This window comes from Pseudomonas kulmbachensis (assembly GCF_963681935.1).
Taxonomy (GTDB): Bacteria; Pseudomonadota; Gammaproteobacteria; order Pseudomonadales; family Pseudomonadaceae; genus Aquipseudomonas; species Aquipseudomonas kulmbachensis.
In genome coordinates, this window is record NZ_OY817088.1 from 1,969,664 (window position 1) to 1,996,105 (window position 26,442).

At 53.0% G+C, this 26,442-nt stretch carries 22 protein-coding genes, 2 tRNA genes and 4 pseudogenes; 15 read left to right on the forward strand and 13 right to left on the reverse strand.

The annotated features are described in order from the left end of the window. Positions 1–88: 88 nt before the first annotated feature. Positions 89–1,372 carry an NAD(P)/FAD-dependent oxidoreductase gene (locus U5A05_RS09000; protein ID WP_261741776.1) on the reverse strand — a complete coding sequence of 428 codons (1,284 nt, stop codon included), beginning with the start codon at positions 1,370–1,372 and terminating at the stop codon, positions 89–91. Between the two features lie 184 nt (positions 1,373–1,556). On the opposite strand from U5A05_RS09000, the gene U5A05_RS09005 reads away from it, so the two are divergent. Beyond that, a tRNA-Val gene (locus U5A05_RS09005) sits at positions 1,557–1,633 on the forward strand. 87 nt (positions 1,634–1,720) lie between these two features. On the opposite strand, the gene U5A05_RS09010 is transcribed toward U5A05_RS09005, so the two are convergent. The 3 genes from U5A05_RS09010 to U5A05_RS09020 are packed head-to-tail and all read right to left on the reverse strand — an operon-like array spanning position 1,721 to position 3,355. Then, on the reverse strand, positions 1,721–2,863 hold the full coding sequence (locus tag U5A05_RS09010; protein ID WP_321836143.1) for a tyrosine-type recombinase/integrase: 1,143 nt from the start codon (positions 2,861–2,863) through the stop codon (positions 1,721–1,723). Then, a complete protein-coding gene (locus tag U5A05_RS09015; protein ID WP_321836144.1) occupies positions 2,856–3,089 on the reverse strand; it encodes a hypothetical protein in 234 nt (77 codons plus the stop codon). Before U5A05_RS09015 ends, U5A05_RS09010 begins: the two co-directional genes overlap by 8 nt. Positions 3,090–3,124: 35 nt before the next feature. Continuing rightward, positions 3,125–3,355, reverse strand: coding sequence for a hypothetical protein (locus U5A05_RS09020; RefSeq protein ID WP_321836145.1), 231 nt, complete (start codon positions 3,353–3,355; stop codon positions 3,125–3,127). A gap of 112 nt (positions 3,356–3,467) precedes the next feature. Between U5A05_RS09020 and U5A05_RS09025 the strand changes: the two genes are divergently transcribed. Then, positions 3,468–4,580 (forward strand): PIN domain-containing protein, encoded by a 1,113-nt coding sequence (locus tag U5A05_RS09025; protein WP_321836146.1) that lies wholly within the window; start codon positions 3,468–3,470, stop codon positions 4,578–4,580. 312 nt (positions 4,581–4,892) lie between these two features. Here the strand turns inward: U5A05_RS09025 and U5A05_RS09030 are convergent. Continuing rightward, positions 4,893–5,552, reverse strand: a pseudogene (locus U5A05_RS09030) (DNA cytosine methyltransferase); the annotation flags it as partial. Positions 5,553–5,613: 61 nt separating this feature from the next. Between U5A05_RS09030 and U5A05_RS09035 the strand changes: the two are divergent. After that, positions 5,614–6,258 carry a hypothetical protein gene (locus U5A05_RS09035; RefSeq protein WP_321836148.1) on the forward strand — a complete coding sequence of 215 codons (645 nt, stop codon included), beginning with the start codon at positions 5,614–5,616 and terminating at the stop codon, positions 6,256–6,258. Positions 6,259–6,637: 379 nt separating this feature from the next. On the opposite strand, the gene U5A05_RS09040 is transcribed toward U5A05_RS09035, so the two are convergent. Together U5A05_RS09040 and U5A05_RS09045 are read right to left on the reverse strand one after the other, a co-directional pair. Then, positions 6,638–6,985 carry a hypothetical protein gene (locus tag U5A05_RS09040; RefSeq protein WP_321836149.1) on the reverse strand — a complete coding sequence of 116 codons (348 nt, stop codon included), beginning with the start codon at positions 6,983–6,985 and terminating at the stop codon, positions 6,638–6,640. Between the two features lie 394 nt (positions 6,986–7,379). Further along, positions 7,380–7,763, reverse strand: coding sequence for a LuxR C-terminal-related transcriptional regulator (locus U5A05_RS09045; RefSeq protein ID WP_321836150.1), 384 nt, complete (start codon positions 7,761–7,763; stop codon positions 7,380–7,382). A gap of 139 nt (positions 7,764–7,902) precedes the next feature. On the opposite strand from U5A05_RS09045, the gene U5A05_RS09050 reads away from it, so the two are divergent. The 4 genes and pseudogenes from U5A05_RS09050 (at position 7,903) to U5A05_RS09065 (ending at position 10,057) form a co-directional block, all read left to right on the forward strand. Next, a complete protein-coding gene (locus U5A05_RS09050) occupies positions 7,903–9,024 on the forward strand; it encodes a hypothetical protein (RefSeq protein ID WP_321836151.1) in 1,122 nt (373 codons plus the stop codon). 9 nt (positions 9,025–9,033) lie between these two features. Next, positions 9,034–9,201, forward strand: a pseudogene (locus U5A05_RS09055) (phage tail protein); the annotation flags it as partial. Between the two features lie 374 nt (positions 9,202–9,575). Beyond that, positions 9,576–9,935: a hypothetical protein gene (locus tag U5A05_RS09060; protein WP_321836152.1), complete on the forward strand. Its 360-nt coding sequence runs from the start codon at positions 9,576–9,578 to the stop codon at positions 9,933–9,935. Next, entirely contained in the window at positions 9,932–10,057 is a 126-nt protein-coding gene (locus tag U5A05_RS09065) for a hypothetical protein (RefSeq protein ID WP_321836153.1), read from the forward strand. The genes U5A05_RS09060 and U5A05_RS09065 overlap by 4 nt, the downstream gene beginning before the upstream one ends. Before the next feature lie 592 nt (positions 10,058–10,649). Here U5A05_RS09065 and U5A05_RS09070 read toward each other — a convergent pair. Then, positions 10,650–11,042, reverse strand: coding sequence for a hypothetical protein (locus U5A05_RS09070; RefSeq protein ID WP_321836154.1), 393 nt, complete (start codon positions 11,040–11,042; stop codon positions 10,650–10,652). Positions 11,043–11,629: 587 nt separating this feature from the next. Continuing rightward, positions 11,630–11,841: pseudogene (locus U5A05_RS09075) on the reverse strand (alkene reductase); the annotation flags it as partial. 1,350 nt (positions 11,842–13,191) lie between these two features. Here U5A05_RS09075 and U5A05_RS09080 point away from each other — a divergent pair. Further along, positions 13,192–14,223 carry an acetylserotonin O-methyltransferase gene (locus U5A05_RS09080; protein ID WP_261741777.1) on the forward strand — a complete coding sequence of 344 codons (1,032 nt, stop codon included), beginning with the start codon at positions 13,192–13,194 and terminating at the stop codon, positions 14,221–14,223. 93 nt (positions 14,224–14,316) lie between these two features. Continuing rightward, positions 14,317–15,810 (forward strand): FAD/NAD(P)-binding protein, encoded by a 1,494-nt coding sequence (locus tag U5A05_RS09085; RefSeq protein WP_321836155.1) that lies wholly within the window; start codon positions 14,317–14,319, stop codon positions 15,808–15,810. A 257-nt stretch (positions 15,811–16,067) separates the two neighbouring features. Here U5A05_RS09085 and U5A05_RS09090 read toward each other — a convergent pair. Next, a pseudogene (locus U5A05_RS09090) lies at positions 16,068–16,489 on the reverse strand (tyrosine-type recombinase/integrase); the annotation flags it as partial. Positions 16,490–16,540: 51 nt separating this feature from the next. On the opposite strand from U5A05_RS09090, the gene U5A05_RS09095 reads away from it, so the two are divergent. Further along, positions 16,541–16,611 (forward strand) — tRNA-Val (locus U5A05_RS09095). A gap of 715 nt (positions 16,612–17,326) precedes the next feature. Here the strand turns inward: U5A05_RS09095 and U5A05_RS09100 are convergent. Continuing rightward, on the reverse strand, positions 17,327–17,962 hold the full coding sequence (locus U5A05_RS09100; RefSeq protein WP_321836156.1) for a hypothetical protein: 636 nt from the start codon (positions 17,960–17,962) through the stop codon (positions 17,327–17,329). A gap of 1,892 nt (positions 17,963–19,854) precedes the next feature. Between U5A05_RS09100 and U5A05_RS09105 the strand changes: the two genes are divergently transcribed. Together U5A05_RS09105 and U5A05_RS09110 are read left to right on the forward strand one after the other, a co-directional pair. After that, a complete protein-coding gene (locus tag U5A05_RS09105) occupies positions 19,855–20,676 on the forward strand; it encodes a MinD/ParA family protein (protein ID WP_321836157.1) in 822 nt (273 codons plus the stop codon). Positions 20,677–20,771: 95 nt separating this feature from the next. After that, entirely contained in the window at positions 20,772–21,569 is a 798-nt protein-coding gene (locus U5A05_RS09110; RefSeq protein WP_321836158.1) for an alpha/beta fold hydrolase, read from the forward strand. An 85-nt stretch (positions 21,570–21,654) separates the two neighbouring features. On the opposite strand, the gene U5A05_RS09115 is transcribed toward U5A05_RS09110, so the two are convergent. Then, on the reverse strand, positions 21,655–22,113 hold the full coding sequence (locus U5A05_RS09115; protein ID WP_261741785.1) for a GNAT family N-acetyltransferase: 459 nt from the start codon (positions 22,111–22,113) through the stop codon (positions 21,655–21,657). A 337-nt stretch (positions 22,114–22,450) separates the two neighbouring features. On the opposite strand from U5A05_RS09115, the gene U5A05_RS09120 reads away from it, so the two are divergent. The 3 genes from U5A05_RS09120 to U5A05_RS09130 all read left to right on the forward strand — a co-directional run bounded on the left by U5A05_RS09120 (position 22,451) and on the right by U5A05_RS09130 (position 25,598). Continuing rightward, positions 22,451–23,545 carry an alkene reductase gene (locus U5A05_RS09120; protein WP_321836159.1) on the forward strand — a complete coding sequence of 365 codons (1,095 nt, stop codon included), beginning with the start codon at positions 22,451–22,453 and terminating at the stop codon, positions 23,543–23,545. A gap of 112 nt (positions 23,546–23,657) precedes the next feature. Continuing rightward, positions 23,658–24,542: an alpha/beta fold hydrolase gene (locus U5A05_RS09125; RefSeq protein ID WP_321836160.1), complete on the forward strand. Its 885-nt coding sequence runs from the start codon at positions 23,658–23,660 to the stop codon at positions 24,540–24,542. 54 nt (positions 24,543–24,596) lie between these two features. Further along, positions 24,597–25,598, forward strand: a complete 1,002-nt coding sequence (locus tag U5A05_RS09130; protein WP_321836161.1) for an NADP-dependent oxidoreductase — start codon at positions 24,597–24,599, stop codon at positions 25,596–25,598. A gap of 95 nt (positions 25,599–25,693) precedes the next feature. Here the strand turns inward: U5A05_RS09130 and U5A05_RS09135 are convergent, their stop codons facing one another. Continuing rightward, positions 25,694–26,434 carry an SDR family NAD(P)-dependent oxidoreductase gene (locus tag U5A05_RS09135; RefSeq protein ID WP_321836162.1) on the reverse strand — a complete coding sequence of 247 codons (741 nt, stop codon included), beginning with the start codon at positions 26,432–26,434 and terminating at the stop codon, positions 25,694–25,696. Between the last annotated feature and the right edge of the window lie 8 nt (positions 26,435–26,442).

A 26,442-nucleotide genomic window follows, 5' to 3' on the forward strand; every position in this document is an offset into this window, starting at 1 on the left:
GGAGCGGGCTTGCTCGCGATGTAAACAACGCGGTTTCACTGAAGGATCGCGTCGCGCCTATCGTGAGCAAGCCCGTTCCCACAATGGGTTAAAACCCGAACTTGTCCCGCAGGCTGTAGTACCACGCGCCCAAAGCGGTCAGTGGTGTACGCAGCAGCTGTCCGCCGGGGAAAGGATAGTGCGGCAAGTCGGCAAACGCATCAAAGCGCTCTGCTTGGCCGCGCAAGGCCTCGGCCAGCACTTTGCCTGCCAGATGGGTGTAAGTCACTCCGTGACCGCTGCAACCCTGCGAGTAATAAATGTTGTCACCGATACGGCCAACCTGAGGCAGGCGTGACAGCGTCAGCAGGAAGTTACCCGTCCATGCGTAGTCAATTTTCACGTCCTTGAGCTGCGGGAAAGCCTTGAGCATTTTTGGCCGGATAATCGCTTCAATGTTGGCCGGGTCCCGCGCGCCATACACCACGCCGCCGCCGAAGATCAGGCGCTTGTCGCCGGACAGGCGATAGTAATCGAGCAGGTAGTTACAGTCTTCGACGCAGTAATCCTGCGGCAACAGGGTTTTGGCCAGTTCTTCGCTCAACGGTTCGGTGGTGATTACCTGAGTACCGCACGGCATGGATTTGGACGCCAGTTCGGGTACCAGATTACCCAGATAAGCATTGCCCGCGACGATGATGAACTTGGCGCGCACCTTGCCTTGTGGCGTATGCACCACAGGATTGGCACCGCGCTCAATCCGAATCGCCGGTGACTGCTCGTAAATCGTACCGCCCAGCGACTCAACGGCGGCGGCCTCGCCCAGCGCCAGATTCAGCGGGTGAATATGCCCGCCGCTCATGTCCAGCAGCCCCCCCTGATACTGATCGCAGTCCACAACCTCACGAATCCGGCGCTGATCCAGCAACTCCAGATGCGTGTTGCCATAACGCTCCCAGAGTTTTTTTTGTGCTTCCAGATGGCCCATCTGCTTGGCGGTGATCGCTGCAAACACACCGCCGTCTTTCAAGTCGCACTGGATCTGATACTTGGCCACGCGTTCACGAATGATCTTGGCGCCTTCAAAGGCCATCTGCCCCAGCAACTGCGCCTGCTTGGCCCCCACAGTGCGCTCGATCACATCTATATCGCGGCTGTAACTATTAACGATCTGCCCGCCATTGCGTCCGGAAGCGCCGAACCCCACCTTTGCGGCTTCCAGCACAGTGACCTTGAAACCGGCCTCCAGCAAAAACAGCGCACTCGACAGCCCGGTATAGCCAGCGCCGATTACACAGACATCCGTCTCGACCTCACCCTGCAGGGCAGGGCGTTCAGGAGTCGGATTAGCTGAAGCCGCATAGTAGGACTGGGGATAGGGAGTGTTCGACATTCTGCAGCCTCTGTTTTATATTTTTTACGAGTGCGGCCGATGCTACCTGAGTTGAAAACCGCCCGCCAGCTACCGGCGGATGAGCTTTTTTGCGGTGAAAATAAATAATTCGACTATTCATAGGGTTAGCTGCAAAAAAGGTGTTGACACCCCTCCGCAAATCTATAGAATGCGACCCCACAGCAGGCACGTAGCTCAGTTGGTTAGAGCACCACCTTGACATGGTGGGGGTCGTTGGTTCGAGTCCAATCGCGCCTACCAAACAAAATCCGCTCTGCTGGGCGGTCTAGAAGGGCTCACCGAAAGGTGGGCCCTTTTTTGTTGTCTGCGATTTGCAAAACCCCCGCTTCAGAACGCCAGATCAGCTCCCACCTCCAGGTACTCGATACCTTTCTCTGTGTGCCCATCCTGATAGTGTTTGGTCATCTTCGCGTCCGCGTGACCCATCAGTGCCTGGATGTATTCCTGCGGGAAATTTTGCTGCTCATATAGCCAAGCACCCAAAGCGCGTATCTCGTGAAAGGTGGGCCGCTCGGTGGCCGGAATATGGTCATACGCATGCGCCCCGTCCCGGGCCTTGCTGAACTCGTTGCTCAGATAGTTCGGAGTGACCGAGGTCCAGTGATCCTTGGCGGCTATCTGCTCGCGCTTGCGCGCCTTGGGTCTGTAATGGATCGGGTAGGGCGAAGCCACGGGGGAGCGCAAACACTCGCTCACAACCTCCCGTAGGGCTTTACCCATCTTGATCTGTAAATGAATCGGGTTGTCATAGCCCTGGGTCTTGCCGGGCGAAACCTTGATCGTGTTGTTCTCAAGGTCGACTGCGGACTTGAGCCACGAAACGATATCGTCACGTCGCTGCAGGCTGGCCAGCGCCAGGCGGATAGCGCGCTTCAACCAGATTGGCGTGGTGTCCGCGTCCACAATCGTCATCAGGCCCGCCAGCGTGTGTCGCTGACGCTTCTTCTCTGCTTCTTTTTTGATCAGCGTCAGCTCGGCCACGTTGCGCTCAGCCAAACCCTTGGCCACCGCGAAGGCAAAAATCTGGATCAACAAACCGCGGTGCTTGGTGTAAGCGTTGTTACTGAAGCCATCCAGGTACTCCGCGATGCTAAGCACATCGAGCTGGCCGACCAACTGATCTCCCAAGTCCTGCCGGTAGCGCTCAAGCTTGAACTGGATCTCAACCAGAGTACGGGCGGCATAGCCACGGTCTTTCAGCCATTCGGCCTCAAAGCGCTCAACCAGGTTGCGCATCGTGGGCAGGCGATCGCCTGTCAGGATCATGAGCAACTCACCGTCACCGGCCATCACAGGGGCCAGCTTTGCGTTGGCAGCCCTGGCCAGCTTGATGGCGTCTTCGAGCGGGCGGTTAATGCTGGTCATCAGGCCGGTGATGGGATTGCGGTACCGCCAGTATTTGCCGTTGGGGTAGAGGTTGGGGGGAAGCTGCGGTTCTTGATGCTGCGTGGCCGGGAAGCCATTACCCAAGCTCCATCATCTGAGCGAGCAGTGGATCGTTCGAGCCCATAATTGCTGCCTGCAGGTCTACGAAATACATCCCGCCTTTTACCTCCCCCAACACTTCGCCTTCCTCTATCCATTTTTTGAGTTGTTGCAAGCTCGGCTTGCCGCCTGCGTAACGCAGTTTTCTGTATTCACCCGCCTCCATCAAGCGAGGGAGGCGGGCAGTGATCTGAGCAAAGATCTTTGCCATGTCTGATTCCTTTCCCCTAGTGGGGCGATGGTGGGCTAGGGGGCGAGTGGGTTTTTACGGAATACCCAGTCGTGACCACATTGGCGGCAACGGCCGAAAAGGCGGCCAGTAGGTTTAAGCGAGTCGACAGACGTCAAGGCGCTAACCTTGCCGGCCTGCACCTCGTAGTTGCCTGAACCAATAAATTCTTCGGTGATTTGCATGTTGCGGGCACCGCAGCGTGTGCAGCGGGCGTCAATGCACGCGCCGATGGGTTTTGCGGTCATTATTTATTCCTTGCGCGCAGCTTAGATACTTTGGCTTGATTGCTGTAGGGTATTTGTAGTGTTGCCATTAATGCATATATCATGTCCTTTTTGCTGGTTGTGAGTGGTGTCTGTGAAGCTTATAAATGATGATTTTTTTCTTCGTTCTAGATATTTATTTATAGACTCAAGTATTTATCATTCTAATAACTTTCAGTTTTTATTGAGGGATCTTGAAGCCCTTACACGGCTTTTAAATTTGGATCAGGCTAATCTAATTTTAACCAGTATAACTGTTGCGGAAGTTAAGCGGCACTTGAGGGTCCAATCCAAGGAGGCGGCAAGCGCTGCGCAGTCTTTTAGAACTAAGGGTAAGGTTTTACGAAATATACCTTCGTTTTCTTCGTCGATTATATTTAATGCTGTTTCGGCCAAGGAAATTGAGGATGAGTTGGTTGCAGGGTTTGAGTATTTTCTATCAGCTAAAAATGTCGAGGTTGTATCTGTTGATGTGGGCTCCGCTGAAAAGGTATTTGAAAGGTACTTTTCTATTCTTCCTCCGTTTTCAGAAAAGAAACCTGATGAGTTTAGAGATGCTTTCGTTCTAGAGGCGCTAAGGGCGCATGCAGCTGAAAATAACATCAGAATACACGTCGTTAGCACTGATAACGATATGCGCGCATATTGTGAAGATCACGTTGATCTATTTTGGTCGGGAAGTCTTGAAGAGATTGTCAGTGCTCTCACTCTTTCGGTGCGTGAGGAACCAATAATTTTTGCTGAAAGAGCCTATGGCGCTGTAAAGCATACATTCTTGAAAATTACTAAAGAATGGGTGGATATTCAGGATTTCGGAGTGGTGCTAGATGGGGGGGAGAAGATATATGATTACAAATATTCTGTAGGTGAACTTCATCCTGTAAATGAAAGGGTCTTCCATGCTGACGCAGGTGGTTCTGTGCATGGTGTCGATTTTGAGTTTAAAGTTTCTGTTGAGTACTCTAAGGCTGGGGAGTATTTGGGTTATCTTTCTGAGCGTGATACGAATCCTACCTATCAAAAAGAAATACATACCAAAAGTTTTAATAAAATTCTAGAGTGTCAGGTTGAGCTTTCATTTGCTGAAGGTGATACGGATTCTGTTACTTTGGATGGTTGGGATTATGTTTTGGTGGATGGTGATAATTTGATGTATCCATTCGCTTCAACTGTGGTTAAGCCCGCCATGCATCCGGAATATGAGTAGTAGAGTTTTGGTGGTTCAAGGATGTTGTGTGTTTAGATTTCCTTGGGTTTTTAAGCGCTCACCAATCCATCTCATAATAGTCACAGCTTTGCTGTTTCCAACGGCCTTATAGCGTAGGCCGTCGGGGCACTCACTAGCAGGCCTGCCCCGCCAAGGAATTCGAGTGTAATTATCAATGAAGCCTTGGCATCGCTCCCACTCGATTATGCTGGTTCGGCGTACGCCTTGGGGCTCCAATACATATGCCTCTCGGTCATCGAGAGAGCCTCCCCCTTGTGCCGTGAGAGTAGGATGAAGTGTGTGCTTCGGTGTCCGTCTCGGCGGGCAATCCCGGCGAGAGCCCTCGTGCTCAAAAAGTACCTTGAGGGGATCAAACCCGTCTCTAGCACTTGCAATAAGGAACACGCGACGGCGTCGTTGGGCCAAGCCGAAATATTGGGCGTCCAAGATCCGCCATGCGATTGTTCTCTTGGGGCCATACACACAACCAGCGTTCTCCCATCTTTTCCCTGGAGGCTGCAGCTCGCCGTTTTCCCCAGCAAGCGCGCCAAGAAAGCATCCGAAGGCGTTGTCTTTGTCGCTGAGGACGCCGGGAACGTTTTCCCAGACGATGATGGAGGTAGGTTTACCGCTATTGGCTCGAACATAGTCAATTGCATCTGCAAGCTCCGCATATTTGATAGTGAGAGCGCCGCGTGGGTCAGTAAGGCCTTTGCGCATGCCCGCGACCGAAAAGGCTTGGCATGGTGTGCCTCCTACGAGTACGTCGGGTGCAGGGACTTTGCCGGCTAACACTAATGCTGCAAGGCGGGCCATGTCTCCGTAATTCGGCACGCTGGGGTAGTGATGTGCCAAGACTGCTGAGGGAAACGCTTCTATCTCGGCGAACCAAGCAGCGCGCATGCCCAGAGGGTGCCACGCTTGCGTTGCGGCCTCGATGCCGGAGCACACAGAGCCGTAGGTGATGGTCATGATGAATCTCGACTTTCGAGTTGATAATGCGACCTCTAGGGTCAGATATGGTGTGTAATTAGTGGAAGGGACCAGTTATATTTGCCGCCGGAATTTCACGGGGCGACAAGAAATGCATTGGATAAGCTTTAAGTCTTTTTTTCAGGAATGGTGCTCTGCTCAGAGTGTTTGCTTGTTCCTGTTTGCTATTTATCTTATTGCGCTGATGGTTAGAGTTTTTGAGCTAGATAGTGCTGATATAGCTAGCTGGGTTCAGGCCGTCGGCGCAATTATTTCCATATGGGCTGCGTGGTGGATAGCAGGGCGGCAAAGTAAGAGATCCGAAGCAGAAAGCAGAGGGCAGGATCTCGCAAAATGCTTCGCCATCATTGGGTTGCTTGAGTATGTTCTGCGAGTTGTTCAGCACGAACCCAGGGCAGGTGAGGGTACAATTAGTGGGGCTGAAGTTAGATCGGGGCTTAAAAAGGTTATTGTGATGCTAGATAAAATAGATGTTCTGACACTTCCAGATAGTGTTCTTGTGTGCTCGATCTTTGAGGCGCGGCACTCTGTCGAGATGCTTGATTTAAAGGTAAAAAATTATATACGTCCTACGAACGATGTAATCATGTTTTATGCTTATCAACGTGGAATAAGTACATCATGCTTAGAGCTTTTGAAGCGGCAAATAACTTTATGCAAAGAGGTGGCCTGTCGATACTCATAGTATGCTTTTGGATATAGGTTGTCGGTCTTGGTGAGTTAATCAAGCTATTGCAACTGCTATTTAGTTAGCAAGGAGTATATCGCGACACAGGCAGGCTTTTCGGGTGGGCTGCGACCAAGTTGATTGTGAGGGTGCTGAACGTTTCTTGCTACGCCTCAAAATAGTGGAGCCTGACAAGCACGATCAGGGCAGTTTCCATTGTGGGGGGATGATGGTCAGTTTGTTCGCGCCAATGTATGCAAGCCCCTTCTTATCTTTGGCGCATTTGTCCCGCTGGATTTGCGTATTATCTTTTGCTATTGGCAAGTTTTTGGATAGAGCTAAATGTGCTGATATTAGATTTGGCTAATGCGGTGTTTTATTAAGATATTTTTGCTTTTCACAGATGACTGCCGAAGAAAACAAACACGGCCAGTATTGCGCCGATGCGTAATGCCCAATTTTGCAGGAGTTTGCCGAATTGCTTTATGTCGAACTGAGCTGCTTTGGCTTCCAGTTCCTGGGCGTGCTTGGTGGCATTGTTGTGGCCGAAGCGTTCGGCTACTACCACGCCAGTAGCCCGATTAATCAGCGAGAAAGTGTTGTTCCCGCTTGGGCGCACGATGATCAGCGGTGCCAGTGGCGGCGGTTGAACACCGGGCTTTTGGTAGAACTCGGCAGTGGCCTGGCGTGTGCGTTCGCGCAACCCTTCAAGAATTGCGTAGCGCTTGGCGAAAGATATATGCATGGTCGATCCTCGACAGGGTTACGGTTATTCGTCAGCACTCAGGTATCGAGCTGTTTGCCGATGGCCGCGCAAGGGAGTGCTGACGGATAAACGCAGGTATTAAAAAGCCCAGTCGAAACCGTGCTGTGTTGCACTCTTAAAACACCACCGTATGTAAGAGCCTGGCTGTGCGGGCGTGCCCGTCTTTGTTTACTTGGACATGGCTGAATCCTCCGTTTTTGGCGTCAGCAGGGAAGGGGTGATGCAGGTGTCCAGCGACTGCTGGGTTGGCGTCCGCATCGGTCTGTACTCTGGTCGGAATATGCCGAAGATCAGACCGATACGACCTGGTGCTGGGGAGTACCAAGGGCTTAGGCAGTTAGCGACAGGCTGTCGTGGCGCTGGTTGATTCGGGTTAGACGGTCAGCTCAAGCGCTTCGGCGCGTCGTACCAGACGCATTTCCGCAAAGCGGCGTTCTGAGGGGCGGCGGTCGCGGCGTGACATTTGGCTATCTGTAGCTGCATGCATTGCTATCAGGCCGGCCAGTAACAAGCAGAGCGGGGTGATGATCTGCCGGCGCATCGCTTCGGCAACCATCGCGCCCTGGCGGTGAACGCCGAGCTTGTACATGGCGCAGGCCAGTCGTTTGACCACTGTGCCCGGTGCAATGCCGAACGCACTGGCGATCTCTTTGGCGGTCAGTCCTTGGGCAACTGAAAGCACGAATTGCAGTTCTCGCGGCGCAAGGCCTCGGCCGAGGTGGCCTTTCCATGCACCGTCTACGATTGTCGATTCCATGATGTCTTCCCGGTTGTTTTCCCGATGCACCCGGCAAGCCAGGTGCAGCAGTGAAAGTGTCCGTTGGCAAGCTTGAACGCCGAATAACTGTGGTGTAAGCGATGCCTTGTCAGGTGTTGGTCCCTGAACTCGAAACCGTATGGCGCCAGAGCGGATCGAGGTCGGCAAGGACTTGGGCAAGCTCAAGACCTTTGTAAACACGACGCTGGGCGCGCTCAAGATTGGCCAGGGGCTGGTCAATCTGGCCCGGGGCGGGTTGGGCGGTGGTGGCGGTGCAGGTCGTGCCGGCGTGCAGTCGGTCTTTGTCACCAACGCCAAGGACGCACTGGGCGGCGGTGACGATGACGGGGACGGCAAGGGGGACGCGGTCAAGTCGCTGGTCTCGGCAGGCCTCAATGCGCTGATGGGCCGCAAGGATGACGGGGGAGAGGGTGAAGGTGCTGCAGATACCAAGCTGGACCCGGTAGAAACAGGCCTGAAGCTGCTCGATGTGATCCGGGAGGCCAAGGGCGGTGACGACGGTGAAAGCTCCGAGCCGCAAAAGGTCTTTGTGGTCAACACCCGGGAAATCGGCGGCGGTGGCCCGGGTGGTGGAGGTCGCGGTGGTCGTCGATCGCGGCGCCGAGGGCCGCCACGCCCGCCGGCACCGCCACCCGTACCGCCGCGTTTGGGCGCTCGATTGATGAACGCCGTGGGCACTATCAGCAAGGCGGGGAAAGCCATCCCTGCCGGCTCGCTATTTGAGGCGGGCATCAAGGCCTTTGACACCTACACCACGGCCAAGACCGCCGAAGAAAAGGCCGAGGGCTACGGTGGTGCTGCAGCCGGCGCCGCGATCGGCTCGGTGGTGCCGATCATCGGCACGGCAATGGGTGGTCTGGTCGGCGCGTTTCTGGGGGGCATGGGTGGCGAGACCGTGGGCGGTATGTTCGGCAAAACGTCGTTTGCCAAGTCGCTGTTTGGCAACGATGCAGAGCCGGGTGATGTAGTGCGCTCGATGAGCGCGAAGGCGGGCAGCTCGCAAGCCCCGTCGCCGCTGATGCTCAAGTCGGAGGCCAAGCCGGCGCCGATTGATCAAACGTTCACCTTTGCCCCGCATATGCCCATCACCATTGAGGGGGATGTGAAAGACCCCGACGAGCTGATGCGCAAGCTGCAACCCATGATGCAGGGCCAGTTGAATGACTTCGCCCGGCAGATGGAAGACAACGCCCGCCGGGCCAATGACCGCAAGTTATACGACGCCCCGCATATCGGGTAAGGAGGGGATATGGCCTACATGGAGCAGATGCAAAGCACCGTCAGTTACCTGGCCACTGCAGGGGAGGCAGGGCGGCGAAGCCTGGACGGGATGATGGGGCCGGTAAACGGGGCGATCAGTGAAATCAGCGGCGCCGCTTCGGAGCTGGAGACCCTGCCGATCATTGGCCCGATGTTGGCGTAAATCAGTGAGGCTTTGTCTGCCAGGCGTGCTCGGGCTGCAGCAAACAAAACTAAATAACTCTTCAGGCCCCTCCTTGGAGGTAAAGTGTGGTAAGAGCTTGGTCAGGTTTTGATCGATTAAAAAAAATCATCGAATGCATTTGCAAAAAAAATGAACGTTAGCTATACCCACTGTCATAGTTAGTACGTATTGATTGAATCGAATTAGCCCTGATGAGGTGACGAAAGGTAGCCAAAAGGGGGGGCGTAAACAATGAAGCCATATTGACACTACGGGTTGCACTGGTAGAATCCATGTCCCGAATCAGGCCAAGGAATGGGTGTTTAAACGTTCGTGCCTGCCGGTCGTATAGATCAGTAAGGCGAAAAATGAACGATTTTACAGAGTTACTTCCTAGTGGATTGCTGCCTGAAACGGTCGACGAAGCCCTTGAAGCTGTTATGCATGTGGCAAACAGAGTGCTTCAGAAATGCAACGTTTTCTCTCTGGCTGCTTTGAAAGAAGGTACGCCATCGATTCGAGAAATCGCTCTCAGCTTGAGAGCAGTCTGCGGTTTGATTGAAAAACTGCAGGAAATGGGTGCCCCTACAGCGGATGGTTTTACTGCTGAAAAGGCCCATGAGTACACAGACCACGTTGAGGCAATTGCTCGGGCAATTGAGCGGGAAGACGAGGCCGAATTGAAATTACAAATTATTTCGCTAGATAGCCGGAGTTTTATCCTATGAGCAAAGAGATGATGATCCGCATCGCCACTAAGCAAATGCAGGCCGAATTCATCAAGATCGCAGGACTTTTAAAGGAGCTGGATAAGCAGCTGCCTGTGGAAGAGAATGCCAAAGCTGCTTGATGTACCCTGTGAAAAAAACCGCTGCTAACGCAGCGGTTTTTTTTTTGCTTATAATTTCTAGGGTGCAAGTAGTCATAATAGAATAATTCTATCGTTCTCAGATTCGACTGAAGAAATGCCTACCTCTCTACTTTTTCAAGCTTTCAGTCGGTTCCCACCGCTGGCCGCAGATTACACGGTGGAACCCATCTAAATCGACGATTTTTTCAGTATTTGTGCGCCGAGTGTTTACCAGGTGTCCGTCGACGGTGACATCATGAAAGGTACGGTGATATTTTCATGTATTGAAATAGTCTATGAAGCTCGCACACGATCATGTGGGAATAACATTTCTTAATACGTACTGCTATGGAAGGCGAATTTGTATATCTGTATAAATGAGGAGAAAGTCATCGCGTGAGGAATGTTTACCTATACTTTACGAAGTTACTGATGCTGAAGATTTTGGTTCTTAGTCTGGATGGCATTGTAAGGAGGGAGAGCTGAAGGTCCGGATGGTCATGCAGGGATCCACGACCATCTTAGCTTTGCACCTTTGACATAATAGGGGAGAGTATAATTCAGAATCCGTCAAATAATCTCTTAGTGGGTACTATCCCGCGGTTGGGAAGATTGCGGATGAGCAAATTGTATTTGCCATTGCAGCAACTGGCGAAGTTCCCATGATCACTGACCTACCGCCCGCTGGAACCAGAGCCCAAGTATATCCAGCGTAAGCGCCGTAGCCATTTTTACCATTTATTTCAATACACCAAGAGTCTTTCGATTTATCCCGGGCTTCTCCTCTAGCATCTGAAGTCACGAAAAAAGTGTCACGGAATTTTGCACTTTCCGGGTCTTTCAGGTTGTGACTTGCCATCGTGTGGGCAAGCAGAGCAGCATTTTCACTCATTGGGTATCGGTAGAGGGTCATCGGTGCTTGCCTAGGTGGCGCGGCGCAGCCAACCAAGGTGAATGCGAGCATAGATAGGGCTAGTTTTTTCATCCGGAGATTCCTTTATTTATTGTCTTGTATGGGGACTTTCCATGCTACACGTTCTAGGGTACTTGATTCCAACGCTGAAAATGGAATTACACATAGCAGCCGCTACTGCCCGTGATTACCATTTGTATGTTCATGAAAATACTGTGATTTAGAGTCTTGTGTGGATGTTAAGTACCTCCAATATGGTTCACTGCTGGGGTTGGGCGCAGGATAAGGATGTCGATTTACTGAAGGCCCTTAACCCCGATCAAACTTAGTGTAAGTTCAATGTCATACCATCGGCTTCTTGTCGTCCTTTGAGGAGAGCTACTGCTGTAGCAAAATACAGCGCTAAGTAATTGATTCTTATAGGGTAATACTCATCGTTTCAGATACAGTAAATAATCAGTATTTTCTTTATATTTCAAGTAGTTACGATCTGTCGACGTTCAACCTTGACATGGTGGGGGTCGTTGGTTCGAGTCCAATCGCGCCTACCAAACAAAATCCGCTCTGCTGGGCGGTCTAGAAGGGCTCACCGAAAGGTGGGCCCTTTTTTGTTGTCTGCGATTTGCAAAACCCCCGCTTCAGAACGCCCAATGCTCGCTATAGCTGTTGTTGTCGATGCAGGGCTCTGTGAATAAGCCGCTCAAGTAATCTATATCGATGCCTCCGGGAGCTCCACGACTGGTCGCCGTAGCACCCTCAACGAAGTGCATGCAGGCCAGGCCAGATTTAGCTTGTTCAGTTCGTGTTTTAGATACCCGAACAGACCCATGACGTTGCTGACTGGTGGAGTGTTTCCAGCGTCAGGCGCGACCACCGCCTTCAGGGCGTCGATCGTGAATATATGAGCTGATGAAGGCACCTGGCGCGGCGCGGCCCGGGATGATGGCGGACTGGCTTGCAGTGATGTGTACGCATCGGAGTACGATCTGGCTGGCGTATGTCGGCCGTTGGCTACTCAGATCACACTCCGATGCGACCTCCCGTGAGGGATCGGGCAGTTAGCGACAGGCTGTCGTTGGCGCTGGTTGTTCAGTAAGAACCTTTATAGGTAAGTGAAGCTCGGTCGCGCTAACTTGCACTGTTTTCTGCAGATTTATTTGCGTGCAGCTACTCTGCGTAGCCATCCCGCTGTATGGTCACTTTGCCCGGGGAACGCCGGGCTTGAATGACGCCTGCATTGTTTCGCAGAAGGCGCAAGCCGACTTGCGCGGGCTCATCTACGAGGTTTCTCCGTTGCTCTATGCTGGTTCTGTGCTCACGCTGTTAATAAATAAGGTTAATTTTTGGGGGAGATTTTGCGTTATGGAAAATGCATTCAAACAGCCATTATTCGTAGTCGGGGTCTCGCTGTCTGCTGTAGGTCTCGCCACTTCAATACCCGGAATCTGGATACCTGGGTGCGTCTTTATGGTTATCGGGCTTACGAAAAGAACGAAGGGTTGAGGTAATTTGTGTTCTGCACTTTCTGTCTCTGTGAAGAGGGGGTTATTGTATTGAACGTGAAGTCCGTCGGCGGCCGGGCTTCTTGTTTTTATTGAAGGTTTTTAAGTTACAGGCGTGTGCAAGCTGCCTGTTTAAACTAGGAGGGTAGTAACGCTGATACTGCTTTTACAGAGCTGTGTTGTTTGCCAATGGCTGGGCCCTCTTGTGTGTGGATAAAAGAAACGTTGACCGGGGTTCGGGTTTTCCGAATGTATAAACACCTGAAGAACTGACGCCGTTGTACTGGGGGTGAGGGCTTAATGAATTGTCTACGCTAGAGCCCCGATAGCCGCCAACACAATGATTACCCGCATGAAAACCACGTTCGCTATCACCATGCTTTGTTCGCGTGCGCGGTGTGAGCGTCAGTGTAGTTGTGAATTTTCGAAGTGGGCAGTTTACAACGGGCGTTGCAAGAGAAACTCGCCATCTGTGTACGTTGTTTTTATTACAACTGTCATAAATCAGGTGAGCTTAGCCATTTATCGGAAAGAAATCATAGTGCGGGCCCGTTGGGTGCTGTGCTTCCTGAATAGATGTAATTACAAACTTGCGTTTGTTATTCGTGGCACTACACTCCGGCTCCCTGCAGGTAAGCAGGCTTTGGAAAAGCCGAATAAGCATTGCATCTTTAATTCAAAGATACGCAGTTCATTAATACTCAAGGATAGAGGTATATATGACGAAGCAAATACAATCACAGTTGGTACTCAAGAACGAAGATGCTGCACTTCACTTGCTGGATCAAACGATGGGTTATACCTATCAGGCAGCCCTACGGGCAGTAGCACAACTTGGGGTCGCCGATTATCTGGCCGACGGGCCAAAGTCAGTGGTGGATCTGGCGCAGGCCGTGGGCGCGGAGCCTCAGAAGTTGCAGCGATTGCTGCGAGTTACTGCAACACGGGATATTTTTCGCGAGGTTGAGCCCGGTGTTTTTGAGCTCACGCCGGCGGCAGATTATCTGCGTACCGATGCTGATCATTCACTGCGTTCTGCTGTGCTGATGCTTACCGATGAGACGTTCTGGCGGCCCATCGGTGAACTGATCGAGAGTGCCCGTGGTAATCCCCCGTTCAGGCACCTGTATGGCAAATCCTTTTTCGAGTACTGGTCGCAGGCTGGTGCCCAGGCAGAGGATTTTCACGTCGGCATGTCCTCCATGTCGGAAGTGGAGAACATTTTCCTGGTGCGCAGTTATGAGTTCCCTGACGGAGCCACAGTTGCGGATATTGCGGGAGGCTTTGGCGGTTTGCTGCTGCGTGTGCTGCAGACCAATCCCAGTCTCCACGGAATCTTGTACGACCAGCCGCACGTTCTGGAAAGGAACCGCTTGGGTGAGCTGGCAGACAACTCCCGGTGGGAGCTGAGTTCGGGTGATTTCTTCAAGTCCGCACCGAAGGCGGATATTTATCTTCTCAAGTACATCATGCATGACTGGCCTGATGAGCAGGCATCGCTGATCCTGAAGAACATCCGCAAAGCCATGAACCCCGGCGCACGCATCCTCATCATGGATCCCCTCATTCCGGAGGGAAACACGCCGCACTCCGGGAAGTTGATGGACCTGTTGTGCATGGGTATCTACGAAGGCGGCAGGGAGCGGACCAAAAAAGAGTTCGAACAGTTGTTGGCAAGCGCCGATATGCGCTTGAACCGCACTATTGATACGGGCTGCTACGTATCAATTATCGAGGCATGCGCGGTGTAGTGAATCGTGCGTAAAGCCGCATTGGCAAATGATCAATGCGGCTTTGCCTGTGTGGTCAGCCACTGCGTTCTTACTCTTTTCAGAGGCAATCCCATGAATAGACTTGCCATAGTCGGTGCCGGAGCTGCCGGCGTTGCGACTTTCATCGCTGCGGTCAGGGCGGGTGTTGCGCGAACCATCTATATGGTCGATCCGCACCCCGTCGGCCCGGGAACAGCATTCTCGAATACGGATCGCGACATTCTCTGTAATACCTCGGTTGATACCATGTCGGTGTTGCACGACGTGCCCCTGGATTTTCTTGAACACTTGAGTTGCGAAGGCTACGCCTCTACGGCCGAGAGCTTTGTGCCGCGGTTTTTGGTGGGCCGATACCTGGCGAACCGCTTTGTGCAGTATTCCGCCATGGCGCGGGAGCAGGGGGTGGTCGTCAAATATGTATCGAGTACGTTCAAGGCCCTGAAAATTCATGGCCACCGCCGCTATGAACTGGAGTTTGTTGACTCCCCTCAGGTGCCGTCCTCATCTCTGATGGTCACTGATGTGGTGTTCTGCACGGGCTTTGGGCCGCCTCGTTTACCGCTTGTTGCGCAACCTTTTTTCAACCATTCGAGCTTCATCAAGAATCCGTACCCTGAAGCCAGCATGCTGGCGATGATTCCTGAAAAATCCCGTGTGCTTGTGATGGGTAGCAAACTGTCGGCCATCGACAGTGCGATCGTTCTCTGTCGCGACGGGCATCAAGTGACCATGCTGTCCCCGTCGGGAGAGTTCCCCGCCGTACGTGCGCGTTTCATGCGCAGCCCAAAGGCAGCATTCGTTGGCGAAGACATCGCATCCGTCATGGCGCCAGGGGAGGAGGGCTGCAAGACGTACAGTCCTTCGCTGCACTATAGGTACGTCAAATACTTCTCCAAGGTATTGCGCCAGAACATTGGCAAAGACTGGAGTCAGCAGTTCTCCTATTCATCGACTGTTCTCGGCAGGTTGAAGGAAGAAGTCGAAATTGCAGAGAGTGGTGATAGCCAGTGGCAGGAATACGTTGTTGATTTCATGCATGCCATTAACGGCGTGCACAACAAGGAAGACGTCTATTTCGACGGCTCTTTCCACCCTCGCTTCGAGCGTCTGCTTTACAGGTACATTACGGCACTCGCACTGCCCAACGCCCGCAAACTGTTGAAGTACATTGAAGACGGTGTTCTCTGCGTAGAGGGCGGTGAAATCAGCGCGATGGATTACTCGGACAGGCGCCCCAATGCATGGAATGTCAGTTGGGGTGGGGAGGTGCATGGCTTTGACACCATTGTTGCAGCCACGGGCTACTACCAGTCCAGGTATGTCATGAGCGATGACGGCAGGGTCGAGCTGGACGTGACAGGTGAGCGGGGCAGGCATGCGATCACTATCTTGCCGAGCATGGCCGGTGCGCATGAGAGTTTTGGCGGCAAGGAGAGCATCTGGTTCGTCGGCGCGCCGGCCCGCCCGCGTATCTGGGTACCGAATGCCCTTGTTGTGGTTACACCATTGGCAAACCAGGTCATCGAGAGCATGCGTCAGCTTCCACGAGTGGGGGCGGCCGCTTGATGTCATGAGCTGAGCTGTCAGTCAGTGCCTGCGCGCGGCTTGTAGCTGCGCGTTGGCATTTCTCGTCCCTCCGCTCATTCAACCTCAAGCGCGGCCTGTATCTGATCGGCATATTTGCCCAGATTATCCAGCTCCCATTCAAGCTGGGCAGGGCCGCTTGAGTTTAAAACCTTGGACTGGATCAAGGTCAAAGCAGCGGCAACGGCAAGCTCTCGTCTATTCTGCGGGCTTGCTGCACCAAAGGGGGTGTCGCCTCTGTCGCTCACCGGGTTGTGAATGTTGATCAGCAATTCGCGCTTTGCGAATCGGTAAAGTCGAGACATGAAAGCGAGCTGTATCCTGCACGTTGAAGGTTTCACCTCTTCAATCACATGATTTTGAAGTCGTTGATCATCTTCGGAGTGATGTCTTGGATTGGCTGGGTGAAATGTCTGCCGAGGTGCTCAACTACCTTTAGTGCGTGTTGATAGCTGCCTTTACCTTTGAGCATGGTTTCGCAGTAGGTCATGCCCAGCGTATAGATGGTGTGGTGCTTGCGATCCATCGTCACGGCTTCAATCTGGCTAGCCCATGACTCTGCTTCAGCTCTGGTGCTGAAGGTTTTGGATTGGGGAGATTTACCTTTGACTCGTACCTGGGCGTTCCAGTTGCCGGATGGAAGTAAGCGGAAATTGGCCATTTTTAACGCCTCATAATGTGAATGGGCGTTCTGTGAAACCCAAGAGCACCAAGGCTTGCAGCTTGCTCAAGCAGACCTTGACATGGTGGGGGTCGTTGGTTCGAGTCCAATCGCGCCTACCAAACAAAATCCGCTCTGCTGGGCGGTCTAGAAGGGCTCACCGAAAGGTGGGCCCTTTTTTGTTGTCTGCGATTTGCAAAACTTTTGCAAAACCCCCACCTCAGGCGCATTACGCGCCGGATAGAGTGCGTATCAAGCGAGCAGGCCTGTTACAGACGATTGTGGGGGCGATCATCGGTGGGTCGATCTACGCCGAAGACAAGATGTAAGCGATTAAGGAAGATCGGTCGACGACGGCTTGGGCTGCACTCTGAAGCGTGAAGTCCGCACGTATCTTCCAAGCAGCCACATACCGTAGGCAATACTTGCCGAGAGCACGCAAAATAGCCAGACGCCCAGCACTTCTCCGAATCGATAGGGTGTCAAATGCGTCGTAAAAACCAGCACGGCAGACTTGAAAACGGTTTTCGAAACTTGGACCCATATCAAAATGGCTACGGCGTATATCGGTAACGAGGCCGCCAATCGAAGCCAGTAAAGCGCTTTGTTCATGAGTAACGTCTTCCTTGAGGGGGCGTTTAAAGCACGGCATGTTAAGGGCTTCATACGCCAAGTCTACCCCTGGGCTGTGTTCTGCTTAGACAGGGTTGCGCGAGTGACTTTCCTTGTGGCAATCACAACCGAAGAGTCTTCTTGCATTTTTATGCGCAATTCACCGTACAGAGCCAATGAGCTTCATGACGGTATGACCATCAATGGGGGCGGTGTATGCAGTGGTCAGTCGATCGCCTTGCTAACTGCTGCGCCAATCAGCACGAACGGCGACAGCACAACCATGAACACGGTCATCCAGGCTCCCGTGTAGGCGTCGTCGACCTTCTTTCCCAATCCTGATGTCGAGGTCGCGGGTTCCTGACGCTTGGACACGCTTAGGGCATAACGATAGTGTTCGGCCTGGTCACCTTGGTGAACGCGGCATGCTTCGTGACTGAGGCTGACATAGCGTCCTCTCGGTGTATGCGTATCTCTCTCCGACTGAGCGATCGTGTTGTTGTGGCTGTCGATATTTTGTTGCAGGTCGCTCATCTGCGTCTTGAGCTCGGACTTGCATTCGCCCTCACTGGTGAACACGCGGCTAGTCTTGTTGATCACGCTGGGGCGATTTCGGCTATCCAGGAACACGTTGATTTCACCGCTGTGCCCATCATCCCGTTGAAATACCCTGGCCCCCGCGAGCGTTTCGAAACCGGTATTGGTGAGCGCGTTGAGTTCATCGCTGGAGAGCGGCTTATATAAGGTGTAGCCATAAATCTGCGGCCCGCTGATGGGCGCCTTGGCCGCAGGTGTGGCGCACGCCGTTAGTGACGAAGCAATAATCGAAAGGCTTAACACGACACAAAAGGTCCTGTTCATGACTTCATCCATTGACTGTTTGGATCACCGATAATCAGGCGCAGGTTACCTGAGCCCCGTGCCATCGAGGTAGTGCGCGAGTTGTTGGTCGGGACGCCTCCCAACATGCAGGTGATAGGTTCGGCTGCTATGGAAACAGCCGAAAGTAGCTGATAAGTCGCGACAGTGATGCCTGCACGGGTTGCCTACCGTTTGGGGAGACCATGCTTATCACTTCGTTGCTTTTCATGATGGGTTAGCGCCGGATACGGATCTTTTGCCAGCTCACATCGTTGTTAAATGCTCCCGTATCGCCTCGTATCACATACAGGGTGGCCCTGTAGGCGGAGGTCAGTGGTGTGCATTGCAGTCCTCGAATTTTTCGATATGCCCATACCCAGCCGTGAGTCTTGCTGGCGTTCATCCTTCTTCCTGCTTTTTGATCTTCATGTTTCTAAGCTATCCAGGAAAATTATCTGAGTTTTCTTGGACTCTCACTTCTGCGCTAGTTCAATTATTAAGTACGTTTTGTATTTTTTGAGAGATTTAAATCCCCGTCACGGCGCAGCACTTACTTTAGATCCTCCGAACGCCAGCGACATGGGGGCCTGGCCGCACATCGGCTGGCCGTACGCATTCCGCAACCGGTTGGCGATCGGCGCGATAAAAAGGTTGGCTTGGACAATAACGAACTTGCGAATGTCTTGTGCAACTCGTTTGCCATATCCTTTTTACGGCCGAAAGCGCTTTTATCAAGGATTACCCGTCAACATTACGGCTTGAGTGACCCGGTCTTGAATAAGTCGAAAGAGTAGGGGTTATCGGCGGATACGAATCTTCTGCCAAGTACGGCTGTTGTAAAAAGCCCCGGTATCACCTCGAATAGCATACAGGGTGGCTCTATAAGCAGAGGTTAGTCTGGAGCACAGAAGGCTGCGCATCTTGCGATAAGCCCACATCCAATCGCGTTTAAATAGTTTGCTCATATATCTGCCTTGATTTGGTAAAGCTCGCCTGTTGTGTCATTTAATGCGCTGAAAAATGATTCAGTAGGTTATGGGGGCGATGGCTGTTCACCGATGACATTAGTCCGTTCATGTCTGTATGCTCTCTGGTGTTCTTGATGTGGTTATAAAAGGGTTGCTGAGCTTTAGGTGGCTGGGTGTGTCAGCTCGGTAGTGGTTTAGCGATGCAGGCACGTTGTTATAAATGCCTTCGTTGGCCAGGTTAATATAATGTCTGCAGCTGCCTGTTTCGAGTTTATGAATGGGCGTGTGGGATATTCACTGATCGTATTGGCGTAACCAGGGAAAAATTCCGGAGCAAATGATAGTGCTGAAACCGTTCGTCTGTAACCATTTCAAAAAATATTTTTACACTTTTTATTATGGCTTGACGGGTTGTTGGCGCCATTCGGCTGGCTGCAAATTTTCTTGATTTTATGTCTTCTATATATAGCGCTGACGATTGTTTGTTCTGGTTTTTTGCTTTGACGGATTGCTGGCGCCACTCAACTGGCTTGGTGACGTTATAAAATGAATTTTGGTGTATATGACTTTTCTTTTATTTGGTTTTTTTATAAATTGGCATTGATCACGTCTTGCTTGGGCTCCCGGTTAATGAAGGGCTGGTTGAGTCGCTTCTGGGTTCAGGGCCACCCATAACAATAAAAATTTTGTCGGCTAACAGTAATCATGCCTCAGTGCGAGGCCCTTCGGCCCCTGGCGTGCGATGCTGACATTTTTGTCAGTTCAGAATAGACCCGGTCCAGGTGGGCGCAGGTTTCACCGTTGAGAGCGATACATTCAGCTTCAGGTATCAGCCTTGTAATTAAGGGGGGCGGCTTGACTTGGTAAGTTGTCCTTCGCGTTGCGTAAGTGCTCACGTGTCACACAGGGATGGGAATAGAAAGTATGGAGCGTGGACATTTTGTACAAGTTATCGCCGTTACAAGCGGGAAGGGAGGGGTGGGCAAGACCGTTGTTGCTGTAAACCTGTCTTTGGCATTGGCAGAACTTGGCAAACGGGTTGTATTGCTGGAAGCCGATCTGGGATTGTCGAATATCGCCGTTCTGTTGGGGCTTACCCCGACGTACACACTTGCCGATTTAATTGAGGAACGCTGCGAGTTATCCGATATATTGATGCCAGGGCCTGGGGGAGTGCGCATTGCCCACGCCGTGTCAGGCAGTCAGAACTTGGCGCATTTATCGCCTGCGCAGTATGCAGGCTTGATCCAGGCTTTCAGCGATGTCGCTGACACACTCGATGTATTGGTGATTGATACTGCCTCGGGTATTGGAACATCAGTAGTTACCTTCGTTCGAGCAGCCCGAGAGGTTTTGCTGGTTGTGTGTGACGAGCCAACCTCAATTGCTGATGCCTACGCACTCATAAAGTTGCTTAATCGTGACTACGGAATAAGTCGCTTCCGGATCCTGGCCAACATGCAGCACAATCCGCTTGACGGCCAAAGGCTGTTCGCCAAATTGATCAGGATAACTGACGATTTTCTAAGCGTAACGCTGCAGTATGTAGGGGCAATTCCATACGACCAGGATATACGCAAGGCCGCCTGTTTGCAGCGAGCAGTCTACCGAAACTTCCCTCGCTCCAAGAGCACAACGGCATTTAGGGCCATTGCTAAAAAAATTGATGCCTGGTCAATTTCCAGCAGTCCTCGAGGGCATATAGAGTTCTTTATAGAAGGCCTGGTCAATAATTCGAGACGTTAATACGAGCTGCTCTATTGCACGTGTTTAATATCGTCACTGGCACGTACAGTTTTAGGCTGAGAGCCGACACGGTCATTACATAAAGGAAACGGTGCATGCAGGCGTTCAATCATCAGGACGGCGAGTACATAGAGATAGATCAGGCAAGTCTCTACTACGAACAGCAGGGGAACATGGAGGGCCCAGCCCTTGTATTTCTCCATGGAGGGTTTGGTGATATCGAGACGTTTAATGCCATCACGCCACGTCTGAGCCAAACCTACAGGTTGATCGCAATTGATAGCAGGGGCCAGGGGAAGTCCACCCTTGGCTCATCACGACTCAGCTACAAGCGCCTGCAGCAGGATGTTGAGGCGGTGCTCGGGTCTTTGGGGATTGAACGTTGCAGCATTATTGGCCATAGCGATGGCGGCATCGCTGCGCTACGGGTTGCCGTGGCCAACAATGTACATATTGAGAAGCTGGTAACAATTGGCGCGCATTGGATGCTGAGCGCGGACGATCCTGCTCGTGGCAGGTATGCCGAGGTCACCGCCCAGAGCTGGCGCGAGATGTTTGCGCATAGTTACGATCGTTACCAGGCCCTGAATCCTGCGCCAGATTTCGAGCGGCTGACGGGAGCACTGAAGTCGCTCTGGCTCGACTCCGGAGAAGAAGGCTACCCGAACGAATCTGTGGGCAACATTACTGCCGACTTGCTGGTGGTCAGGGGCGACGAAGACATGATTGTTTCGCGCACCAACGCAGTAGAGCTGGCCGATAGGGTGCCAAACGCGAGGCTCCTGAACGTTCCTTTCGCAGATCACTCAGCCCATGAAGACCGCCCGGAATGGTTACTGGCAATTCTGGAGGTTTTTTTGACGACGAATGAGCGGGTCATGGCTGAGCGATAAACGCCTTCCTGAACAAGATGTGCTTCTGGTCATCCGATCCCCCTGATCGGATGACCTATTGAGCCCTGTCTGCTTGCAGGCGGGATCAAAGCTTGCGCGTCATCAGCCACTGCTCCTTTCCCCAGGCCTGGAAACACTCCAGCACCTGCCACCCACGTTTCGCGTAATAGTCTTGGCGATCATGGGTGTGCAGGTACAGCAGTGAAGTACCCCTGTTTTTTGCTTCGCTGCAGATACCTTCGATCAGTTGCTCCGCCAGGCCTCGTTTCCTTGCGTGCGGGGCGATGAATACGCATGCGAGCCAAGGGCCCGTTTTCGGGCGTTCTGGCAGGTCGTCTGCGGCGAGTGCCGCGCCACCCAGCAGTTGCCCATTCTCTAGCGCTATCAGGCATTGCCAGTCGCAGCTAGCCTGGCCCTGAGCGAACTCTTGTTGCCAGTCAGCCAATGGCTGCCCACTGAATTCGTAAGCGAACTGTCGATGCAGCCACTGCGCCATTGTGTCGCTGTGTTGCATATGGTCGCGCAGCCAGACTAACTGGAGCATTGGGTTCTTCCTTGTCTATTTTCGATGGGCGCGCACCGTCAAGCATAAGACCCGTGCAGGCCGAGTGATATTAAGCGGACTACAACGACGTCTCCACCGAGAAATCGAGTGATCTGACTGCCAGAAGACCTTGTCTGTGGGAGCGAGCCTGCGCGCTCCCACAGCGGTACCGCCCGCTTAAGTGCCATTAAGGTTCGGTTGATCATTTATTGATGTTGATCATAATCAAAAAGCTTGACGGTTTAGATTTCAGTCATCATCATAAATCCTGTCTTCAGCAAAAAACCTCAGCTACACCAAACCAGGCCTGCTTAATCAGTGATGTCAAAGGTGCTATATGTCCGATAAAACTCTGTTCGACTCTTACCGCTTGGGAGATCTCACTCTGCCTAATCGCATTGTTATGGCGCCCCTCACTCGCAATCGTGCGGGTATTGGTCTGACACCCACCGAGTTGACTGCCACTTATTACAGCCAGCGCGCTTCGGCCGGGCTGCTCATCACTGAGGCAACCCAGGTTTCTGAGCAGGCTCAGGGCTATCAAGATACGCCCGGCATTTACACCCAGGCGCAGATTGATGGGTGGCGTAAAGTTACCGAAGCCGTGCATGCAAATGGAGGTCGGATTTTCGTGCAGTTGTGGCACGTTGGGCGAATTTCCCACGTTGACTTACAGCCTGGCGGTGCAGCCCCTGTCGCCCCATCAGCCCTTCGTGCTGAAACCAAAACCTTCGTGAACAATGGCTTTGCTGATGTTTCCGAGCCTCGAGCGTTGGCCCTGAACGAGCTGCCGGGAATCGTGAATGACTTCCGTCAGGCTGCCGCCAATGCAATGGCTGCCGGTTTTGACGGGGTGGAGATTCATGGCGCCAATGGCTACCTGTTGGAGCAGTTCATCAAGGATGGCGCTAACAAGCGTACCGATGCCTACGGCGGTTCAATAGAGAACCGTGCACGGCTATTGCTGGAAGTCACCGCTGCTGTCGCCGATGAAATCGGCGCCAAGCGCACAGGTGTGCGTATCTCGCCAGTATCGCCAGCAAATGGCATTACCAGCACGGATCCTCAACCGCAGTACAACTACATTGCCGAGCAACTCAATGCCTTGGGTGTGATTTATCTGCATGTCGTTGAAGGCGCTACAGGAGGACCGCGAAACGTGGCGGCCTTTGATTATGGCGAGCTACGCAGCCGTTTCAAGCAAACCTACCTGGCCAATAACGGCTACGACCTTGAGCTGGCTACCTCGCGGCTGATCAATGATGACGCCGATTTGTTCGCTTTTGGCCGTCCCTTTATCAGTAACCCTGACTTGATCGAACGCTTGAAGATTGGTGCACCGCTGGCGGCGTTAAACCCGGCTACTTTGTATGGCGGTGGTGCTGAGGGTTATATCGACTACCCGACACTGGCCGAAGCTAACGCTCGGTGAGCACAGACAACACGTCCTCCATGCTGGCGCGCTTTGGGCTTTAATTAAACTCAGAGCACGTGCTGAAGGCAGTTCTGCTGGTTTGACTTGTTCAAGTGTTGTCGAGGTTTCAATGGATCAGCTCGTATCCCGAAGCGTTTCAGCCAGAACATTTATCGATGCCCCTAACTTGTCGATCAAGGTGGGCAACGTCTCTTTTGCTTACCGTGAACTTGGACCGGACGCTGCTGTGCCGATAGTACTGCTCAACCATTGGGCGGCGGTCCTGGATAACTTCGACCCGCGCATCATGGATGGCCTGGCTTCCCGCCATCGGGTTATTGCCATTGATTATCAGGGGATTGGTGCCTCCACGGGGAGTGCTCCCGACACCATCGAGGCGATGGCAAGCGACGTCGTTGCGCTTGTCCTGGCACTTGGGTACTCAAAAATTGATTTGCTGGGGTTTTCACTCGGTGGTTTCGTGGCGCAGCAAGTGGTGCTTCAAGCTCCCGAGCTGGTACGCAAACTCATCCTCACAGGTACCGGACCGGCCGGTGGGGAAGGTATTGATCGAGTGGGCGCCGTCTCGTGGCCACTGATGCTCCGCGGTCTGCTGACGCTGCGTGATCCCAAGTATTACCTGTTTTTTACCCCTTCGAGACAAAGCCGAATGGCTGCCAAGGCTTACCTGCTGCGGCTGAAACAGCGTACGACTGACCGGGACAAACCAGCGACCCCCATTGCTCTGTTACGACAGCTGAAAGCGATCAAGTCGTGGGGTAGGCAGGCCCCACAGAACTTGAGCCAGGTTGGTGTGCCTGTGCTGATTGTAAATGGTGATAACGACATCATGGTGCCAACCCGATTGAGTCAGGACATGGCGGCTCGACTACCCAATGCGCAGTTGGTGATCTTCGAGGACGCAGGCCACGGGGGGATTTTTCAATACCACGCTGAATTCGTGTCAAAGGTGTTGGCCTTCCTGGATGGGTCTGGCTCCCAAGCCGTCCAGTAGGGTTACAGGATTTTTTGAAACTCGACTTGATTTGCAAATAGAGAAGTCATTCAGATGAAAGCATTCATCATTGATCGGTATGGGAAAAACGTGTCCGGGCGGATTGGCGAAATGCCTGAGCCGGCGGTGCAAGACGACGATGTTCTGGTGCAAGTGCACGCGGCGGGCGTCAATGCGCTGGACGTCAAGATTCGCAGTGGCGAGTTCAAAATGATCCTGCCTTATAAGTTGCCACTGGTACTGGGTAATGACGTTGCGGGAACAGTAATCAAAGTCGGCGCGCAGGTTAGCCGTTTTAAACCGGGTGATGAGGTTTATGCGCGTCCTGACCAGAATCGTATTGGTACATTCGCCGAATTCATCGCGATCAAGCAATCCTCCGTGGCGCGAAAACCGTTGAATCTGTCGATGGAGGAGGCTGCTTCAGTTCCTCTTGTAGCGTTGACCGCCTGGCAAGTGCTGGTCGAGACAGCCAAGCTCAAACCCGGACAAAAAGTGCTGATCCATGCTGGCTCCGGCGGCGTGGGCAGCGTTGCCATTCAATTGGCCAAACATCTTGGTGCCTATGTTGCAACGACCACGAGTACGGCGAATGTTGCTTGGGTCAAAGCATTGGGCGCTGATATCGTTATCGATTACAAACAGCAGGACTTTGCTAACGAGCTTCGCGATTACGATGTAGTCCTCAATAGCTTGGGCAAGCGCGAGTTGAGCAAGTCGCTATCGGTGTTGAAGCCCGGTGGGCAGTTGATTTCGATTTCCGGGCCACCTACACCCGAGTTCGCCGTAGATCAAGGTCTGTCCTGGCCGTTGAAGCAGGTGCTGGGGCTTTTGAGTCGCAGCATTCGTAAACAAGCCGGGCAACGCGGCATCAGCTACTCCTTTGTTTTCATGCGTGCAGATGGGCAGCAGCTAAACGAGATAACCACCCTTATTGAGTCAGGAGCGATCACGCCTGTGGTCGAACAGGTATTTGCTTTCGAAGAAACTGCCGCAGCGCTGGCGTATGTTGAAAGTGGCCGCGCGAAGGGCAAGTTAGTGGTCAGGATGGTCTGAGGGGTGACGCCAGGTGCTTGAGCTGCTGTGGTAGTTGGGTTTTCGAGCCTGAGGCCACTATCGCCAGATGGCGACGATGACCTCAAGGGCATGGTTCATCCTGCGATGTACAGCCCGCCGTTAACGTGTAGCACTTCACCGGTCATGAAACTTGAGCCGTTGCTGCACAGGAAGGCAATCACCGAGGCGATTTCGCTCGGCTGACCCAGGCGTTTGAGTGGGGTCTGTTCCACCGAGTCGCTGCCGCGGGTAGCGATCAGGTTCTGGGTCATCGGGGTTTCGATGACTCCGGGAGACACGGCATTCACCCTGGTCTGCGGCCCCAATTCACGGGCCAGGGCGCGGGTCAGGCTCAGAAGCCCACCCTTGGACGTGCCATAGTGCGCGTTGGAGTACGCCCCCCGATGTGCGGCCACCGAGGTCAGGTTGACGATCGCGCTGTTGGCGCGCAGTGCCGGGATTGCCCGACTGCACAGGTAGAACACGCCGTCGAGGTTGATGCTCAGCGTCTGGCGCCATTGCTCATCGGTCATCTGGCGAATCGGTTGCGACTGGTACAGGCCGGCCGACGGCACCAGGAAGTCGATACCGCCGAAGCGCTCGATAGCCAGTTGCACTGCTTTGGCCGAGTCTTCTGGGTCTGCGGCATTCATCTGCAGGGTACTGACGCGCTGGCCGCTGGGGTCGAGTTCTCGGGCAAAATCTGCCAGGCCTTCGCCGTCCAGGTCGGCGAGCACCATCGAGGCGCCATATTGATAAAACAGTTTTGCCACTTCGCGGCCAATACCACCGTTGGCACCTGACAGCAGCAGGACGCGATTGTTGAAGTCGTACATGGTCGGGG